The sequence below is a fragment of the Staphylococcus hyicus genome (genome assembly GCF_000816085.1).
In the GTDB taxonomy this organism is placed as follows: domain Bacteria; phylum Bacillota; class Bacilli; order Staphylococcales; family Staphylococcaceae; genus Staphylococcus; species Staphylococcus hyicus.
The window spans coordinates 119,357-138,642 of record NZ_CP008747.1; the positions used below are offsets into that span (position 1 = coordinate 119,357).

Sequence of the window (19,286 nt, forward strand, 5' to 3'; positions counted from 1 at the left end):
TACATAAAACATAATTAATATATTTAAACAAATGAGCAACGCTTAAATCAGTATATCAAACGATTGTAAAAATACAATCAATTTTTAAGGTTTTTAATATCTAATAAATTATTTAAGTTTCCAAACTGTCAAGACATGTATAGACAACGCGCGTAGGACAAAGGATAGTGAGGATTTTAAAAGATGGGCGGTAGGGAGTGAGAAGTTAATAGATTATGTATTTGCATAATCTTTATATAAAAAACAAAAAAATAAAGAGCTGTTTAAAGATAAAATAGCTATCTAAAAAGTTGTTATGACGGCATTTGTGGGCTATAGAGCGATATTATTATAAAAATAAAAACTGATGTATCAATATTTTATGAATAAAATTTAGTTGACTATGCACAACTTTTGTTGTAGCAATATCGACACATATGAAAAGGGGGACACATCAGTGCCACCCTATAAACATTTTTATTATTTTATATTAGAACGCTTACGTCTTCCAAAAATGAAAAGTGTTCCAAGTGCTGCGAATAATGTTCCAATTAAACCAGTATGTGTCGTTTCTTTACCTGTATCAGGTAAAGCATTAGACTTAGCTGGTTTTTCTTGTGAGTTAGATGTTGTTGATTTTTGAGTTGGCATAGGTGTTGGTTGTTTCGATGTCGTGTGTACGGATGTAGATCTTGGTGTTGGGTTAGCGTTAGGCTCAGGTGTCGGGTTAGGATTTGGTTCTGGTGTAGGGTCAATAGTTGGTTTGAAGAATCCAGAATCAACTGTCATATTATCGGCATTATTGATTGTCGCAGTTGTTGTAATGCCATTTGAATCTAGACGGTTATCGCCGACATTTGTGAGCGTTGGCTCAAAGCCATCAGGTGGCGTAAATGTCACAGTATAATCGCCATTTTCAAGGTCATTAAATACATACTTACCAGAAGCATCTGTCGTCGTTGTAACAATCGACCCATCTGGTTTAGTAAGTGTGACCACAACACCCTCAATACCAACTTCATTTGAATTTTGAATACCATCATGATTCGAGTCATTCCACACATAGTCACCTAAATTATATTTGGCAGGAACAGGTGTTGGTTCAGGTGCTGGCTTATAAAATCCAGAGTCAATTGTAAGGTTACCCGCGCCATTAATCGTCACAGGTACTGTACCGCCGTCAGAATCCGTCGCATCATTCCCACCTGCATTAACCACGGTTGGTGTATAGCCATCTGGTGTCACAAACTCTACCGTATAATCTCCATTAGGCAATCCAGAGAATAAATAGTTACCATATTCATCTGTGACTGCGGTATCAAGTACAGTTCCCTGACTATCTTTTAAAGTTACGACGGCATTCGGAATAGGGGTTTCACCTGCGTCTTGTACACCATTTTGATTCGTATCTTCCCATACATAGTCGCCTAAACGATATGTTTGTGCCGTACCATCACCAGAACCGGTACTTGTTTCAACAGTAAAGCCATTATCGAAATAGAAACTTGATGATTTCCCATAAGAGTCTGTCGCATTAAGGGTAGCTCTTGTCGTTAACTCAGACCCCAGAGTAGGATCAAATTTAGAATCCATAACGACAACATAAGGACCGTCGATGGCACCAAAGTTTATTTCTAATTGACCATTCGCATTTGTGTAAATGCTGCCATTTTGATAGAAGTTTTGAGCTAAATCTTGATACCCTGCTGCATTAAAATCATAACTATCAGTAAGTTGACTCGGGTCTGGTACTTTATAAATATGCAAATTCGTCGTGTTTAAATCGATAATCGCATTACTATTCGCGTCTTTCGGGGCAAGTATTAACTGTGCTGAACTCAAGTTTTTATCTTGTGGATTCACGTAAACGATTTCTGTGAAGTCATTGGTTTTGCCTGTCGCGTCCACACTTGTAATTAATGAATCGACTGAAGCGGGATCTAAGCCATAATCATGACGATTATAGTTATAGGTGATTGGTGTAGTATACGTTTCACCCGCTAAATTGTAATTTAATGTATACGTACCAGCTTTTTGAGCCGTTGTACGATCAGCGAATTGACTTAAGTCAAAGCTACCTGAGATATTTTCCTTATCATTCACCCAATCTGTAAATGTATACGTTAATGTCTTCGTTGTAGTGTCATAAACGCCATTTGCGACCACATAGCCTGACGGGGAGTATAAATCTATAGGGAATTGATTATTATTTGCCGAATAGTCAAGCTCGCCATCTACATTTGCATATGTTGGCATTTGAAGTGTAAAGTAATCACCACTTTTAACTTTACCATTCACCGCATAATCTGCTTTTAAACGGAAGTTCCCACTTTGGTTAGGGTCTATGGCATTTTGAGAGATTGATGCGTTTGAAACTGTGACTAAATCATTCACGTTTGTGCCTGTAGCTGTAGCTCTTGAGATGCGTGTAGGTTGTGTAGAAGTGCTAATGGAACGTAATGTCGGTGTCGTTTCAGCTGTAGTCGTTACAGTATTCGCATCTTTATTGTCAAAAGATTCTTTTAATAATGCGTATAAAGAAGTATTATCTGTATTTGTATTAGACACAGTGGCTGGGCTTGCATCTTGTGCTGTGACTGTATTTGTAGGTTTAGATTGATCTGAAGACGTAATGCCAGTCGTCGTATCTGGTGTAACAGCATTTAACGGTGTAGTGTTATCAACGGTTGATGATACTGTTGTTTCAGTAGGTGTATGAGTTGACGTAGTATTAGCTGTTGATTGTGAGTCTGATGTAGACGCTTGGGAAGTTGTCTCAGACGTAGATTTAGGCGTTGTTGTATTATCAGTAGAAGTAGTATTCGAAGACGTTGATGATTGACTATCCGTACTCGGTATAGACTGGGACGTTGTAGGTTGTGTGGATTGATCAGAAGAAGTAGTTTACCGTAGTTGGATTAGTAGTAGTTGATGACTCAGAAGTAGAGGCATTTGTAGAAGGCGATGTCTCAGAAGTAGTCGCATTAGAAGTCGCATTTGGAGTTGTAGCCGTCGCTGTCTTTGGCATTTCAGTCGTATTCGTTGTAGGTGATGCGATTGTACTTGGAGAAGACGTCGTATTAGACGATGTGTTTTGAGATGTTGACGACGTATCAGCCGTAGATGTTGGTGTACTTTCTGCCGCTTTAACCTCCTCGTGATGGCCCATGAATAAAATCGAACCTAATAAAATCGATGCCGTACCCACCGTATACTTACGAATGGCATACTTGTTTTGCTTATTTGGTAAGAAATTTTGGTTCTCCATAAAAATCCTCCATATGATATAAGATTTAGTTGTCCAACAAACTGTAACAACGCATAAAATTGCGCCACAAAGATATGCAATACTTTATTTAAAACAATAAAATAGACAATGCATTACTTAGTATAGCAAAATATTCTGAAAGTTCAATTGATTATATAATTCAGGGTTCAAAAATTTAATTGAAATTAATATTTATATAATTGTCTGTCTTTAGGACCCCTTGTATCCTCACGATTGAAGAAGAAATAAAAATTTTTTTTACAATAAATCAAAAACAGCTTAACAGAATATTTCATAAGATAATCTGAAAAGCTGTACATTTTAATTCAATTTATGTTGAAAAGAACGTATGAAAATCACACGCATTAATAGTGTTTCATCTCGATTTTAATGTCTTTAATATTTCTTGAATCGATCACATTACCCATTTTTTCAGTAGGCAATTTAGAGTTTAGGTCAATATGATGTGGAGAACTATCCTTCATATTTATAATGATACTTCCTGATTTTTTGCCATTTTGATAAAGTCCATAATGTTTAATTAACTGATGTCTAATTTTGAAATCAATTTGTTTAAGTGAAATTTCTTCTTTGTAAATATTAAAATTGACTAAAGATGAATGATTGCCATTTTTAATTGACAATTGTGGACTTACAACAGGACCTGCATAGTAACGGCTATTTGATTTCGTAATACCGCCAACAGAATAATTTGTAGCTTGATAACCATAGCCTTCACCGACTATAAACACATCGATATTTGGAATTTCTCTTTGTTGGTATCTATCCTTATTTTGACCTACTAATGAGATGGTATTAAATTGATGTGAATAGGGATCTTGAACATCTACTTCACGACCATCACCATAGCCTTTTTGATATTTGAAATCAAAACTATGTTTCGAATAGTACGTATACAAATTATCGATATCATTATCTTTATGTTGGAAATATTTTTCATAATTAAATGATGGTCCATAATAAGATGAGCTCCCATAATTGTATGGTGCTGCCTCTACAGTTTGTGTATTTGTCGTAGCGACACCTGTTGTTAAAATACTTAATGCTAAACTGGCTTTAGCGATTGTAGATAATTTCATATCTATAACTCCTTCAATACTAAATAATCTTTAATCATAAAAACGGGAAATATCCCCATAAATTAGGCATTAAAAACAGCTTATCGAAATGATAAATTAGCGTTTTTATCAAAGCGATAAAGCTGTTCTTAAATCATTATTAACCTTTATAAATATGGCGTTCTAATTCTTTTTTATCATATGCATTGAAATAAGTGAGGATATAACCATGAATATCATAGCCTCTTATTTCGTTACCTGCTAATTTGAAATAAGCAGGGGTAACTTCAATTAATTCATCAAATTCGCGTTCTTTTCTTTGTGCTTCAGTTTCTGCGACTTTAATTTCTTTCGTCACGAGTTTACTTAAAACTTTACCAGACAATGGGTCTACAACGACAAAATGTAGTTTTTCTCCATTATTCAAACGAAATCCTGCATCAGATGCGTTAAATGAAAACTTACCATCTTTATCCACTTGTAAATCTGGGAATTCGTTGCCTTCTCCAAGACTAGACGTCACATTGACAACCGCATTCGCAAATTTCGTTTTGCCTTCTATTACTTTAGTGCCTTGACCATTTTTAGTAGGTACGTCTATACCGCGGTCACTAACATAATCAAAGCCTTTTATATCATCTATTTGTAAATCATCAGTAATCGTATTGATAGTAGCAACTTTTTTTACTTTTTCAGGAGAATAAGATGTGACAGCGTTATTTATATTATCAAAATTAGTGACTCTCACATTAAATATTAATGGAATTAGCGCTTCTTCTTCATTATTAGGTTTAAAAGCAATTGATACTAAATCATTATCTTTTAAATTAAAGTTTTCTAATGGTTTGCGTTTAAAATCAAACTCAAAGTAGCCTTTATCATCGATATGTTTCCAAATGCCATCTACACGAGATTTAGCATCAGCATTTGACATGGCTTTTTCATATTCGCTACTATCACTTAAATTAACAAACTTATTATTAATTGCGAGTGCGACACGGCCTTTTACAGACGTGTGTCCTTTAATAATGCCAGAGTCTTTAAGAATAGGTTCTACAAAAATTTGGTGATGGCCTTTATTTCTTTCTAATTGTCTAGTGGGAACCGAATAGGTCTTATCGTAACGACCGGTTTTAACACTTTTACTTAAGTCATTACTCTCTTCTTCCATAGCATTTTCTTCATTTTCAGACTCAATATCTAGCTCTAAATTGAAATTTGACGATGTTATTTCTACTTCTTGATTATAAACGATTTTTCTATCGTTTAAATTATAAGTGAAATTCCCATTGCTATCAGATTTTACGAGGTCACCTTCTACGGAATCTACGCTCTTTTTATCAATATTTAGTAAAATTGTTTGATTAGGCAATGTTCTACCTGTTATCTGATTGTCACCTGGTTTTATTTCATTTAGTTCCACGAAATTTTTAGGTGTTTCTTTATTCACAACGGTTTGTTTTTCATTTCCTCGTTCCGGGGCTTGAACGTGTGTATTTGTGTGACCTTCAGTTGTTTGTTGGGGGCTCAATGCAACGTGTCTTTGGTCACTACTATAATTTGTTGACTGACTTACATCAGAAACATGTTCAGAAGCGTCTGCTTGTCCTTGAATTGTGATATACATCGCTGCCATGGCGATTGAGACCAAGCCGACTTTCATTTTACGTAATTTGAATTTCTCTCTCATTATAAACTCCTAAACTCTATTTCACATTTTTCAATATGTCTTTAATCTTATTTGGGGTCACTTTAACGTCTATACTTTTTGGATGGGTGATGTGTTGGGTTTAAAAGTAAAGTCATCTTTTTAATGACGCGTTACCTCAAATTCCCAACAATAGGGACATTGCTGGGAATTTAAGAAATCACGCTTAATATATTGTGTTAATTATTTTGAATTAAAATGCATCAATTAATTTGATTTACGTTTTCTACCTAATAGGAACAATGCACCGAGTCCTAATAAAAATGTACCAAGCAATCCGGCATGTGTTTTTTCATGACCTGTTTCAGGTAAAGCTTTCGCTTGTGTTGTTTTAGCATGTGATACAACGTTAGTTGATACCGGAGTTGGGGCGCTTGATGACTGCATCATTGTTTGATTCATTGAAGCTACACCGAGTGTCGTTACAGGGATAGTTTGTGACGCTGGTGTCGTTTCAGCTGTTGTACTTAGTTGAGATGCAGTATTCGGACGAGATGCTGACTTTGCTATAGTTGTTGGTTCTGTCTTTGTCTTAGGTGTTGTCTTTGAACGTGTTTCTAATGATGCTTCAGGTGATGTCACGGATTTAACCTCAGATGGCGCCTGTACGCTTACTTTAGGCATCGCTGTTGTGTTTGATGCAACAGATAGAGCCGGTTTAGAATCAGTCATTGTTGCAGACTTTGTTTCTGTTGGCCATCCTGGTAATAGATTAAAATTAGGTTGATCTATTCCAAGGCTTTTAAAATGACGTGCAATTTCTTCCTTGTCATTAGCATTGAAATAATCAAGCACGTTACCATGAATGTCGTAACCTCTAATTTCATCACCTACAAGGCGGTAATACGCAGGGGTAATATCTAGTAACTCATTCAACGTTCTTTCTTTTTTCTCTTCTTCCGTTTCAGCTACTGTAATTTCTTTTGTGACAAGGTTGCTTAAAATCGCACCCGTTAATGGATCAACAACTGTGAAATGAAGTTTTTCGCCATTATTTAAACGGATGCCGACTTCTGAAGCATTAAATGAAAATTCACCTTTTTCATTCACTTGTAAATCTGGGAATTCATTACCTTCGCCTAGGCTTGAATTAATATTAACCACTGAATTGGCAAACTTTGTTTTACCTTTGATTTCTCTTGTACCTTGACTGCTATCGACAGGTTTGTCGATGCCACGATCGCTTTCATACACAAAACCATGAATATCTTCAACTTCTAAATCAGCTGCGCCATTGTTTAACGTTGCGACTTTTTTTACATCATTAGGGGAATATGATGTTGTAGCAGTAGCAACATTAGCAAAGTCACTGGCTTTAAGGTTGAAAATTAAAGGAATGAGTGCTTCTTCCTCATCATCTGGTTTGAATGTAATCGAGATTAAGTCATCTTTGTTGATTTGATGACTTTCAAAAGGTGTACGTTTGAAATCAAATTCAAAATACCCTTTATCATCAATGAATTTCCAAATACCTTCGTTACGTGCTTTTGCCTGCGCTAATGGTGTGTTTTTGTCAAAATCATCGTAACCTAAATTAATAAACTTATTATTAATCGCAAGAGCTACACGACCTTTCACAGATGTGTGGCCTTTAATAATGCCAGAATCTTTAAGAATCGGTTCTACGAGTACTTGGTGATGACCATTTTGTTTCTCTAATTGTTTCGTAGGAATCGCGTAGGCTTTATCGTAACGACCTGTTGTTGTCGTATCTGTCGCCTCTGCACCTTCTTCTTCTAGCATAGATTCTTCTGAACCTTCTTCAGATTCAATATCAAAATTTAAATTTGATGAAATCACATCAACCTTTTGATTAAACACAATGTTTCTGTCATTCAAATCAAAAGTAAATGCGCCGTTATCATCAGATTCTGCGAAACCGCCATCTCCACCTTCAACAGAACCTAAACTTTTGCCATCAATAGTTAATGAAACGATTTGATTAGGTAACGTTTTTCCCGTGATTTTAGTATCACCAGGCGTTACTTTATCTAATTTAACGTAGTTCTCCTGTACGTTCTCTTTTGTATCTGTTTGTTTTGTCTCTACCGCTTCAGTAGGTTTAACAACTGGATTTGTTGGTGATTCAGTTACAAGTTGACGTTTAGGTTCAACTTGTTTGTCCTCAATATTTTGAATGCTTGTTGGCTGAGGGACTTCAGCCGTATTTTCAGAAGCTTCCGCCTGTCCTTGCATAGTTATATACATCGCAGCGATGGCAACCGAAACCAAGCCGACTTTCTTTTTACGTAGCTTAAAATTCTCTCTCATCATAAACTCCTAAAATTTATTTTTTTATTTCATTTCAACAATTATTTCTTTAATGTTTTTAGAATCGACAACATCGCCCATACGGTGATCTTGTAATTTTTTGTCTAATTCAAAAGTGTATTTATCTTTTTCAGCACCGTTCATTTTTACTACGATTGTGCCGCCTTTTTTATCACCTTTGTATAAGCCGTATTTTTCAATTAGTTGTTTTCTTAATTTGAAGTCCAATTCCTTAAGTGAAATTTGTTCTTTGTATATGTTATATGGATTATCATTTGTTACAAAAAATTCCCCACTCTTAGTCTTTATTTTTAGAGAAACCGTTTTAAATTGATCAATGCGGTTTAATTTATTAGTTGTTGTGATTCCGCCAATAGAATAATTTTCAGCGCCTCTATTAGAATCTTCCCTAACTACGAATACATCTATATTTGGTAGGTATGATTTATCTAACTTTTTACGATCTTCCCCGGTAAGTTTGACATTAGTTAGTTGAACGCCATCAATAACCTTGACATTGTCTCCTTCTCTTTCACCATTGACATTTCTTAACTCAAATGGGGTTTTAGTATAGTACGTTTTTAAATCTTCAGTACTAATTTTAGTTTGAACACTAGCTTGTACTTCCGCATCTGCTGATTGAGCGTATGTTGTCATTACTCCTGTTGTTAAAATTCCTAATGCTAAACTTGTTTTAGCAATCGTAGATAATTTCATTGTCATTGCTCCTTTTTTTCTATTTCCCAAAGTAATTGATTATCGGTGATTACGTAATACTAACAATCAAACTTATTATAGACCTGAAAGTTAAACGTTAAAATTAAATATTGCTTAACTTAACTTTAACGTTTATTAATTATGTTATAAATATGACTGCTTTAGTGCGTAATTACTACTAAAGGAGTATCTTTTCCAGGAATTAATATTAGAAAAGACAAAATACCGCCTTATCAATGTTTTCAGTGTGTTGTCTAGGGCGGTCATGTATTTAAAATGATGTTCTAAAACAAGTAGCATGCGAATAACATGCAAGGTGAAGTAGATGTTGAATCTTTTAAGAAAGTAGGCGCCTAGTGGGGGAGATGGTGGTAGAAGTAAAAAACATCCCCTAAGTGTATCTCACTTAAGGGATGTGTCTTTTATTTGCGCAAGTCTTTAGGCGTACGTTTGTTTCTTCTGAATAAGAAGAGTGCCCCAAGTCCGGCAAGTAATGTACCTATAAGACCACTGTTCATGTCTTTATGGCCTGTATCAGGTAATGTTGTTTTATGTGTTGTGGTATGTTTGTGTTCGCTAGAAACTGCTTGTGACGTTGTGTGTGTGACGTTTGGCACCACTGATGATTTTGGCACCACTGATGATTTTGGCATAGCTTCCGGTGCTGGTGTCGGTTCTGGTGTCGGCTCAGGCGTTGGCTCCGGTGTTGGTTCCGGTGTTGGTTCCGGTGTCGGTTCTGGTGTCGGCTCAGGCGTTGGTTCTGGTGTTGGATCCGGAGTTACCGTTGGTTGATAGAATCCAGAGTCGACAGTAAAGTTATCGCTATTATTAATCATGACTTTCGAAGTTAAACCATCTGAATCTAAATGGTGGTCACCCACATGGGATTGTGTCGGTTTATAGCCGTTTGGTGTTGTAAAGGTAACGGTATATTCCCCATTTTCCAATCCTTTGAAAACATATTTGCCAGAAGCGTCGGTTGTCGTTGTTTCTGTCGTGCCATCTGGTTTTGTCAGTGTTACAGTGACACCGGCAATGCCGTGTTCATTCGAATTTTGGATGCCGTCTTTATTAGAATCGTCCCAAACATAGTCACCGAGTTCATAAGTGGCAGGCACCGGTGTCGGTTCTATTGTCGGTTGATAAAAACCAGAATCGATGGTGAAGTTATCCCCGTCATTAATCGTTGCTTTGGTAGAAACACCGTTTGAATCTAAGTAGTGATTTCCGACATGGGATTGTGTCGGTTCGTAACCTTGAGGTGTTGTAAAGGTAACGGTGTATTCTCCATTTTCCAATCCTTTGAAAACATATTTGCCAGAAGCGTCGGTTGTCGTCGTTTCTGTCGAGCCATCTGGTGTTGTGAGTGTCACAGTGACGCCAGCAATACCATGTTCATTAGAATTTTGAATCCCGTCTTTATTCGTATCATTCCAAACATAGTCGCCGAGTTCATAAGTGGCAGGGACCGGTGTCGGTTCTGTCGTTGGTTGATAAAAGCCAGAATCTACAGTGTAGTTGTCATTGTCATGAATTGTTGCGGTTGTAGAGATCCCATTCGAATCTAAACGGTTGTCACCGACGTTAATTTGAGTTGGGACATAGCCATCTGGTGTCGTAAAGGTAATTGTATAGTCACCATTTTCCAATCCTTTGAAAACATATTTGCCAGAGGCGTCGGTTGTCGTCGTTTCTGTCGAGCCATCTGGTTTTGTGAGTGTCACAGTGACACCGGCAATCCCGTGTTCATTAGAATTTTGGATGCCATCTTTATTCGTATCATTCCACACATAATCCCCGAGTTCATAAGTCGCAGGGACCGGTGTTGGTTGTGAAGCGGGTTGATAGAATCCGGAATCAACGGACATATTGTCAGCGTTATTGATTGTGGCTGTTGTGGATAATCCATTAGAGTCCAAACGATCATCCCCGACATTAATTTTTGTAGGTTCATAGCCATCTGGTGTCGTAAAGGTAATCGTATAGTCACCATTTTCTAGACCGTTAAAGACATATTTTCCAGAGGCATCGGTCGTCGTTGTTACCGTCGAGCCGTCCGGTTTTGTTAATGTTACAGTCACGTCGGCAATGCCATGTTCATTGGAATTTTGGATGCCGTCTTTATTCGTATCATTCCAAACGTAATAGCCTAACGTATATGTGGCAGGCACGGGTGTCGGTGGTGTCACAGGTTTGTGGAACCCGGAATCGATTGTGACGTTGTCGGCATTATCTATAATAGCTGTCGTTGAAACCCCATTGGAATCTAAACGTGCATCGCCGACATTAATTGCTGTTGGCACATAGCCTTGTGGTGTGGTAAAAGTGACGGTGTATTCGCCGTTTTCCAGACCGTTAAAGACATATTTCCCAGACGCATCGGTTGTGGTTGTTACCGTTGAACCATCCGGTTTGGTTAATGTCACAATCACGCCTGCAATACCCACTTCATTCGAATTTTGAATGCCGTCATTGTTAGAATCGTTCCAAACGTAATCTCCTAATTTGTATGTCGCAGGCACGGGTGTCGGTTCCTCCACAGGTTGATAGAATCCGGAATCAATTGATAAGTTATCCGCATTATCGATGGTTGCGGTTGTTGATAAACCATTTGAATCTAAGCGGTCGTCACCGACATTGGTTAACGTTGGTTCTAATCCATGTGGTGTGGTAAAGGTCACAGTATACTCACCGTTATCTAAGCCAGTAAATAAATATTTCCCAGACGCATCGGTCGTTGTCGTTTCTGTGGTACCATCTGGTTTTGTGAGTGTGACGACAACGCCAGCGATACCGACTTCATTGGAGTTTTGGATACCATCGTTGTTAGAGTCGTTCCAAACGTAATCCCCGATCTCGTATGTGGCAGGCACGGGTGCTGGCGTGCTTGTAAGTTGATAAAATCCCGAATCGATGGTGAAATTGTCTGCGTTTTGAATTATAGCAGTTGTAGACAAGCCATCAGAATCAAGACGATTATCACCAATATGCGATGCGGTCGGCTCAAATCCTGCCGGTGTCTTAAACGTTACCGTATACGTGCCATTTTGAAGTCCTTTAAACACATATTTTCCAGTGGCATCCGTCGTTGTGGTAACCGTTGAACCATCGGGTTTGGTTAATGTGACTGTGACGCCAGAAATCCCGACTTCATTAGAATTTTGGATTCCATCCTTATTGGAATCATACCAGACATAGTCGCCGAGTTCGTAAGTAGCGGGTACGGGTGTCGGTTCGACAGTAGGTTGATAGAATCCAGAGTCCACAGAATAATTGTCGTTGTTGTTAATGGTTGCGGTCGTTGATAAACCATTAGAATCTAAACGACTATCGCCGATATTTGTCTTGGTCGGTTCAAATCCCGCTGGGGTAGTAAACGTCACCGTATATGTGCCGTTTTCAAGGCCGGTAAAGACATATTTCCCAGAAGCATTCGTTGTCGTTGTCACAGTAGAACCATCGGGCTTAGTTAATGTGACCGTGACACCGGCAATGCCGACTTCATTGGAATTTTGAATGCCGTCCTTATTGGAATCATTCCAGACATAGTCACCGAGCTCATACGTAGCAGGGACTGGCGTTGGTTCAGGAGTTGGTTGATAAAAGCCAGAGTCAATCGTAAAATTATCCGCTCCGTTGATCGTTACGTCTACAGTCTCACCATTGGAATCAATCGTTCTATCCGTACCTGACCCCACCGCTGTAGGAAGATATCCTTCTGGAGGAACAAATTCAATTGTATAGGTACCATTCGGCAAACCAGTAAATAAGTAGTTTCCGTACTTGTCTGTCACACCTGTTTTTACAACATCACCGTTGCTGTTTCTAAGTGTTACGACGACGTCTTCAATCGGGTCTTCACCTTCATCTTGAATGCCGTTTTGATTCGCATCATTCCATACATAGTCTCCTAAACGATACGTTTTTACCGTGCCATCACCGGTACCAGAGCTCGTTTCGACCAAAAAGCCATTATCAAAATTATAATTTGAGGTATAGTTCTTTTGATCTGTCGCAATGAGTGTGGCTCTTGTTGATAAATCATTGCTGTGGTTAGGATCAAAATGAGCGTCCATCACCACAACAAAAGGTGTGCGGATTGCACCAAAATCGATTTCTAAGTTGCCGTCAAGATTCGTATAAATCCAACCGTTTTGATAAAATTCTGGAGCTAAATCTTGATAGCCTGCAGGATTAAAATAGTAACTGTCTGTTAACACACTTGGATCAGGCACTTGATAAATGTGAAAGTTGGTAGTGTTGTAATCAATTAAGGCATTACTATTAGGTGTATCTTTCCCCATAATTAACCGTGCAGCGCTTAAGTCTACATTTTTAGGGTTTACGTAAATAACTTCTGTAAACGTGTTGTTTTTTTCTGTTCCGTCTACACGGGTAATCATCGTATCGACAGAAGATGGATAGACTCCATAATCATGATTGTCGTATGTGTAAGTAATGGATGTAGAGAAAGGTTCTCCAGCTAAATTATAGTTCAATGGATACGTGCCTGATTTTTGTGCGGTTTTACGATCGGCAAATTGTGCTAAGTTAAAGGTTCCGGAAATGTTTTCTTTGTCATTCACCCAATCTGTAAACGTATAAGTCAATGTTTTGGTATTGGTATCATAGACGCCATTCGCAATGACATAACCTGCAGGAGAGTACAAATCAATTGGAAATTGATTGTTAGATGCTGAGAAATCTAATTCTCCATTGAGATTAGCGTAAGTGGGCATTTGAATTGTAAAATAGTCCCCTCCGTTTACTTTTCCATTGACGACATAATCAGCAGTTAAGCGGAAATTACCACTTTGGTTTGGGTCGATGGTTGTTTTAGAAATTTTAGGGTTTGTTACAGTGACTAATTGATTTACGTTTGCTCCCGATGTTGCGGCTAAAGTCGTGACAGTAGGAGAAGCGGTCATTAAACTAAATGAACGTAATGTCGGTGTCGTCTCAGCAGTTGTCGCTATTGTAGTCGGACCATTATTGCTTGAAGATGGGCCTGTCGTCACTGGATTTGATAACGAAGTCGCTGAAGTTGGTTCTGCAGCAGTAACTGTATTATTTGGTTGTGTTGGCATGGCATTGACAGAAGCAGTGTTAGACGTTGATGTGGATGAACTTGTCGTGCTAGCAGTTGAAGTGTTGGTCTCAGAAGTAGCCGTTGTCGAGGTGCTTTGTGGTGAAGTGTTCGAATTTGATGTTGTCGTATGTGTCGTGTCTGTTACTGTTGTATTTGTATTTGGCGAAGATGCTGAAGTGGAAGTGTCTGTCGTCGTACTTGATGTTGCTGGAGCTGTCGTTGTCGTTGATGTTGCTGGAGCTGTCGTTGTCGTTGATGTTGAGGTATTTGTAGAACTTACTGTAGTAGCAGTGGCCGTTGATGTGGAAGTATCTGTTGCATTGGCAGTAGACGTTGTTGTGTCTGGTAGCGTTGTAGGATTTGAATTTGATTGATTTGTGGTTGATGTCGTGTTTGTCGATGTAGAACTCGTTGTTGGAGACGATGTAGAAGACGTGGTATTTGGTGCGGTACTCGCAGTACTTTCAGCCGCTTTTGCCTCTTCATTCGATCCCATTAATAAAAATGTCCCCAATAGAATAGAAGCAGTACCTACAGTGAATTTTCGAACTGCGTACCGATTTTGTCTATTCGGAAGAAAATCGTATTTCTTCATGTAATTCCCCCATTTGTTTACAATAGTATATTTTAATAGTTACTCGAATAATGTATAAATATGGTCAAAATGTGTACAATATGAATCGCACGGCTATTTGATATGATATTTTATTTCTGTTTTAAAAAAGACGAGTAACGCATAAATCAGTATAGCAGAATATTTAGGGAATTCAATAGATTCAAAATTTTTATTTTTTAAAGATATTTTAAAAATGTCTTTAAGTAAAAATATGCGTTTATACGGCGTTTTTTTAAAGGAATTAATATGTGATAATAGAAAAAATGAGTCATTTGCACTATAAATGATTCAAGTTCACACGCGCTGAGAAATAAAAACGTTGTCCCTTAAATAGGAAGTAGTGATCTATCACTCACGGGATATAAAACACGTTTAGCGCGAGTTGGTCATGGAACACTACACCATACTTTCATGATATATAAATCACGGTTGATACACAGCCGTTCATGTTGAATCAATCCACAATGAGGTGATGAGATGAATCGATGTCTAATACAAGTATTATTTCCTGGGAAATGAGAAGCTATAAAGACTTTTATAGTGCTGTTTTCTTGTTTTATAAAAAGTGTTGATGGTATGACTGTCATGGATAAGTTAGATTGAATTCAAGGAGCGATTGAACATGGAAGTAGGTCATCATATTAAAGCATATCGAACAGCGATGCAGTTATCTCAAAGTGACTTAGCTGAGAGGATTTATGTATCGACGCAAACCATCTCGAATTGGGAGAACGAAAGAAGTTATCCGGATTTACAAAATTTAATTTACCTATCTGAAGTGTTCAACATTTCCTTAGATCAACTTGTTAGAGGAGATGTAGAAGAAATGAAACATAACATTGATAGATCAAATATGGATCGTTATGGCAATATCATGCTGATAAGTATGTTTTTAACCGCAGTTTCCTTTGCGGCAGCACTCAAGTATAGTGAAGGATGGTTTGGATTTTTGGGTCCTTTTGTAATTTGGTTAATTTCCATGTATAGTGCAATAAAAGTAGATAAAATTAAGAAGAAACATGATGTTAAAACGTATAAAGAAATCGTCGATTATATGGAAAATGGTAAGAAAACAAAATCAATAGAAAAACACAAGTATAAAAATGGGTTAGAAACAGTTTTTATTGTGACATGTGTCGTGGGAGTGTTTTTACTCATTACATTTATAAGTATTTGGTTATTTAACAAATTACCTTTTTAAAGGAGCATTTATATGACTATTGAAAAGCAATTATATGAAGAAGCTGTGAAGTTTATTCAACACAGGTACCCTACAGGCTGGGGTGGTGCAGCTGCAATGTATTCTAAACAAGGTCAAATTTATATTTCAGTAGCGCCTGAGATTATAAATGCTGGCACAGCGCTATGTATAGAAACAGGTGCGATTTTAGAAGCGCATAAAAATGAGGACGTCATTACGCATAGCATTTGCGTAGTAAGAGGTGATGAACATAGTGATTTTAAAATTTTAACCCCGTGTGGTATTTGTCAAGAACGTCTCCGTTATTGGGGAGACGATGTCAAAGTTGCGGTGACAAATCCAGACAGTAAATTAATATACAAACCACTAAAAACACTTCAACCCTATCATTGGAGCGAAGCATATGATGATTTGATTGATTACAGTTAACGTAAACAGAAACTATCAAGAAAGCCTTAAAGTAGATTTACAATGAAACTTAACTACAAAATATGTTAAATCCCTTTCAATAAATAATGATTGAGAGGGATTTTTAGTTTTATAGAAATAGATAAAGAAGTAAAACAAGTAAATTTAAAACATGAAATACGTTTATAAATAAGAAGTTATAAAGCTTAAAAGTAATGAAAAAATACATGGATTACACAATCAATTTTTAGTATTATTAGAGTGTAATGAATATTTTATTTTAATAAGAAACATCAGAATATTCGACCACATTTAAAAATTAAATAAATGTATTCAAAGAAATGCTTTAGTATAAAGGTTCAATTACACAAACTTATGACACGGGGGTAACTATGATACATATAAAAAAATTAAGTCTATGCATTGGTTTAGTAGTACTTACAATAATGATGGGAGGATGTGGTTTAATGAGTAAAAAAAACGAAATTAAAGAGAGCTTTGAAGAAAAGCTTAGTATGTATCCAATTAAAAACTTAGAAGACTTTTATGATAAAGAAGGCTTCAGAGATGGGGAATTTGATAAGAATGATAAAGGGACATGGATATTAAACTCGAGTATCGCTGTAAGAGAAAGTAAAGATGGTGATTTAAATGTCAAAGGCATGGTACTAGATATTAATCGAAATACGAAAATATCTAAAGGTCAATATTATTACAAAACAATTAAGGAGGATAGTAAGGGTAGAATTTATAAACAAGAGAAAAATTATCCTGTTAAATTAGAAAACAATAAGATAGTGCCTTTAAAACCAATAAATGATGAAAAAATCAGAAAAGAAATAGAAGATTTTAGATTTTTTGTACAATATGCGAATTTCAAAGATTTAAATTCATATGGCCAAGGTAATTTTGACTACAACCCGAATGTGCCGAGTTATTCAGCAGAATATCAATTATCAAATAATGATTATAATGTAAAACAATTAAGGAAGCGATATAACATATCAACGAATAAAGCTCCTAAATTGATATTAACAGGAGTAGGTGAGTTTAAAGGATCTTCAGTTGGTTATAAGAACCTTAAAATGGAATTCGAACAAAATGAAGAAAAAAGCACCAACTTTAGTGATACAGTAAGTTATAAGCCAAGTAGGGTAGAAGAATAATGTCTAAACAAGAATACAAAATTAGCGCTAATAAAATAAAATATAATACTGAAGAATCAACTGCAGTCTCTTTAATTAGTTATGAAATTGAAAACGCCAATTATAAAGGGTTAAATAAACATGAAATTTATGGACAAATAGATCAACTTAAAGTCAATAAAGATTTCCCTAAAAACCTTGAATATGTGGATAGTCATACGGACCCAATTACAGGTACTACTGTTGCAGCATTTGAAAATACCGATACTGGAAAAGTAATTGTTGGAATGGCAGGAACAAATGTGCACATGGAAGAGGCTAAAGCAACTCATGATGATTTAATCAATTTTACAAATCCAGTAAGTGCTGGACTTTGGGGTTTTAAAGAATCACTAAATGCGATATCTTTAATTAAAAAAAATCCTGATGATTATTTAACTTATCTCAAATCGAAGCGTCAAAACTATATTGATACTTTAGGTACCATACAAGATATCGGTGCGGATATTAATATCTCTACACATAGTGTTTCAGATACTGACCTTCATTTTATGAGCACTCAAAATTTTATTAAAGACTTAAAAAAAGAGCATGATATAGATACTATTACCGGGCATTCATTGGGTGGAAGAGATGCAATGATTTTGGGAATGAGTAATGATATAGATAACATCATTACATACAATACTGCTCCTATTAATGTTAAAAGTATAAGAATACTAGTACCATTATTAACATTAACTGAAGCCGCTAGAGACGATAACATAGAAAACATGATAAATAATTATGATGGGAAGATTACTCATTTTATTTCTGATGAAGATGAATTAAATGGGGTTGTTAATCAGTTCACACATGTTTTACCAGGAAAACGAATTATAATACCTAATGGTAAAAATCATTCTATGGGCGGATTTTTAAGTAAATATGAACAAATGATTATCACAAATAGTTTAAATAAGCCAAATGAATTTAAAAATGAGATGAAAAAATCTTTTAAAAAGAATAACAATTACACTAAAAGTAAATTAAATGAAATCAACGACATCAAAAATGCAATGGTTATGCAAAATGGGGGTGGCGCATTATCCTCGTCACAACAAAAATTGTTAGAATATGTTACTGCATTAGTGATAGTTAAGGGGTTAAGTCAACAACTTACAAGTGATATCGAGCAATTGAATAAAATGTATGAGGAGATTAAAGACACCTTTAAAAATAATTGGGAAGATGCCTTAGAATCAGGAGAGACTATGGGTAGTAACCTTTCTTCTCAAGAAATTATGGATGCTTTATACGAAGGAGGTGTCTATGAAGATAAATTGGTAACGATTCCTTTCGAAAAGATTTCTGAGAAGTTAAAGAAATTAAATGCAACTGCTACACAGTATCGTGAATTTATTACTAAAGTTGAAGATAGTATTGATGAAATTATTAATAATGATCAAATGTTAGCAAATCAAATAGGTGGATTACTATGATATTTAAAGATATTAATGACATAAAAACGTTGGAAGATGCTTATGAGTATGAAAAAAAGCAGATAGCTAAAAAATTTGAAGAACTCCATGATTTTAAACATCAGTTGAGAATGGAAAATGAACGTAGTTATGACGCATTTTTATATTTAAAGCAAAAAATGAATTATAGCGAAGAATCTAACAAAAAAATGTTAAATTTAATGGAAGAATTCGACTCTGAGGTAGATAGTTATGTGAGACGTACTGAAAGAGAAATCCTAGAGTATCAAGATAAACTTAAAAAAGCATATTTAAGACATTCTGACAATTTGATAAGAAGGTGAT

13 protein-coding genes and 5 pseudogenes are annotated in these 19,286 nt (G+C 36.2%); 6 read left to right on the forward strand and 12 right to left on the reverse strand.

What is annotated here, in order from left to right:
* Positions 1-459: 459 nt before the first annotated feature.
* The 11 genes and pseudogenes from SHYC_RS12665 to SHYC_RS12595 form a co-directional block, all read right to left on the reverse strand.
* Positions 460-768: an LPXTG cell wall anchor domain-containing protein gene (locus SHYC_RS12665; RefSeq protein ID WP_306437997.1), complete on the reverse strand. Its 309-nt coding sequence runs from the start codon at positions 766-768 to the stop codon at positions 460-462.
* Positions 742-1,416 (reverse strand): annotated as a pseudogene (locus tag SHYC_RS12670) (SdrD B-like domain-containing protein); the annotation flags it as partial. The gene SHYC_RS12665 and the pseudogene SHYC_RS12670, both read right to left, overlap by 27 nt.
* A 69-nt stretch (positions 1,417-1,485) precedes the next feature.
* Positions 1,486-2,547, reverse strand: a pseudogene (locus SHYC_RS12675) (fibrinogen-binding adhesin SdrG C-terminal domain-containing protein); the annotation flags it as partial.
* Between the two features lie 322 nt (positions 2,548-2,869).
* Positions 2,870-3,247, reverse strand: coding sequence for a YSIRK-type signal peptide-containing protein (locus SHYC_RS12545; RefSeq protein ID WP_052257757.1), 378 nt, complete (start codon positions 3,245-3,247; stop codon positions 2,870-2,872).
* A gap of 365 nt (positions 3,248-3,612) precedes the next feature.
* Positions 3,613-4,347, reverse strand: a complete 735-nt coding sequence (locus SHYC_RS00490; RefSeq protein WP_039643541.1) for an exotoxin beta-grasp domain-containing protein — start codon at positions 4,345-4,347, stop codon at positions 3,613-3,615.
* 139 nt (positions 4,348-4,486) lie between these two features.
* The gene (locus tag SHYC_RS00495) at positions 4,487-6,016 is read right to left on the reverse strand and encodes a hypothetical protein (protein ID WP_039643545.1); all 1,530 of its coding nucleotides are present in this window, start codon (positions 6,014-6,016) and stop codon (positions 4,487-4,489) included.
* 225 nt (positions 6,017-6,241) lie between these two features.
* Entirely contained in the window at positions 6,242-8,305 is a 2,064-nt protein-coding gene (locus SHYC_RS00500) for an LPXTG cell wall anchor domain-containing protein (RefSeq protein WP_082021511.1), read from the reverse strand.
* Positions 8,306-8,329: 24 nt separating this feature from the next.
* Complete coding sequence (locus SHYC_RS00505; RefSeq protein ID WP_039643546.1) at positions 8,330-9,022, reverse strand: exotoxin beta-grasp domain-containing protein; 693 nt, start codon at positions 9,020-9,022, stop codon at positions 8,330-8,332.
* Between the two features lie 422 nt (positions 9,023-9,444).
* Entirely contained in the window at positions 9,445-11,895 is a 2,451-nt protein-coding gene (locus tag SHYC_RS12585) for an SdrD B-like domain-containing protein (protein ID WP_407696130.1), read from the reverse strand.
* A 42-nt stretch (positions 11,896-11,937) separates the two neighbouring features.
* Positions 11,938-12,942 (reverse strand): annotated as a pseudogene (locus tag SHYC_RS12590) (SdrD B-like domain-containing protein); the annotation flags it as partial.
* A gap of 63 nt (positions 12,943-13,005) precedes the next feature.
* A pseudogene (locus SHYC_RS12595) lies at positions 13,006-13,950 on the reverse strand (Ig-like domain-containing protein); the annotation flags it as partial.
* Between SHYC_RS12595 and SHYC_RS12450 the strand changes: the two are divergent.
* The gene (locus SHYC_RS12450) at positions 13,928-14,485 is read left to right on the forward strand and encodes a hypothetical protein (RefSeq protein ID WP_039643550.1); all 558 of its coding nucleotides are present in this window, start codon (positions 13,928-13,930) and stop codon (positions 14,483-14,485) included. The pseudogene SHYC_RS12595 and the gene SHYC_RS12450 overlap by 23 nt on opposite strands.
* Before the next feature lie 143 nt (positions 14,486-14,628).
* Here the strand turns inward: SHYC_RS12450 and SHYC_RS12600 are convergent.
* Positions 14,629-14,706 (reverse strand): annotated as a pseudogene (locus SHYC_RS12600) (YSIRK-type signal peptide-containing protein); the annotation flags it as partial.
* A gap of 643 nt (positions 14,707-15,349) precedes the next feature.
* On the opposite strand from SHYC_RS12600, the gene SHYC_RS00530 reads away from it, so the two are divergent.
* From SHYC_RS00530 to SHYC_RS00550, 5 genes are all read left to right on the forward strand, one after another.
* On the forward strand, positions 15,350-15,928 hold the full coding sequence (locus SHYC_RS00530; RefSeq protein ID WP_039643554.1) for a helix-turn-helix domain-containing protein: 579 nt from the start codon (positions 15,350-15,352) through the stop codon (positions 15,926-15,928).
* Positions 15,929-15,940: 12 nt separating this feature from the next.
* On the forward strand, positions 15,941-16,357 hold the full coding sequence (locus tag SHYC_RS00535) for a cytidine deaminase (protein ID WP_039643556.1): 417 nt from the start codon (positions 15,941-15,943) through the stop codon (positions 16,355-16,357).
* Between the two features lie 371 nt (positions 16,358-16,728).
* Positions 16,729-17,502 carry a tandem-type lipoprotein gene (locus SHYC_RS00540; protein WP_039643558.1) on the forward strand — a complete coding sequence of 258 codons (774 nt, stop codon included), beginning with the start codon at positions 16,729-16,731 and terminating at the stop codon, positions 17,500-17,502.
* A complete protein-coding gene (locus SHYC_RS00545) occupies positions 17,502-18,962 on the forward strand; it encodes a hypothetical protein (RefSeq protein ID WP_039643560.1) in 1,461 nt (486 codons plus the stop codon). Before SHYC_RS00540 ends, SHYC_RS00545 begins: the two co-directional genes overlap by 1 nt.
* Positions 18,959-19,285, forward strand: a complete 327-nt coding sequence (locus tag SHYC_RS00550) for a hypothetical protein (protein ID WP_039643562.1) — start codon at positions 18,959-18,961, stop codon at positions 19,283-19,285. The genes SHYC_RS00545 and SHYC_RS00550 overlap by 4 nt, the downstream gene beginning before the upstream one ends.
* Position 19,286: the final 1 nt, after the last annotated feature.